Annotated in this window: 1 protein-coding gene; it reads right to left on the bottom strand. The window is 70.8% G+C overall.

What is annotated here, in order from left to right; translation table 11 throughout:
- Positions 1 to 49 precede the first annotated feature (49 nt).
- Positions 50 to 233 (bottom strand): Fe-S-cluster oxidoreductase (locus KVT32_RS31740; protein ID WP_217619601.1); only part of this gene is annotated, 184 nt, incomplete at its 5' end.

The raw sequence follows: 233 nt of genomic DNA, 5'->3' as shown, positions 1-233 counted from the left end.
CGTGCGAGACCGAGGCGGACGAGGACGAGGACGAGGACGGGCGTAAAACCTAGCCCGGAGCTGTCGCCCGCTCCAGTTCGCCGAGCCACAGCAAGGCCTGCTCGCGGCTGCTCCCGCACATGTCCAGCGAAGGCTGCAGGCCGGCGCAGAAGGCCGGCCGTTCCGGCTGCCCGAAGATGCGGCAGCGGTTGTCGTCGGCAAGCTGCACGCAGCGCACGCCTGCCGGCTTACCG

The sequence above is a fragment of the Achromobacter sp. GbtcB20 genome, assembly GCF_019091095.1.
Classification (GTDB): Bacteria; Pseudomonadota; Gammaproteobacteria; order Burkholderiales; family Burkholderiaceae_B; genus Achromobacter; species Achromobacter mucicolens.
The sequence above is the reverse complement of the archived record's forward strand: the minus strand, read 5'-3'. Positions and strand labels throughout refer to the sequence as shown.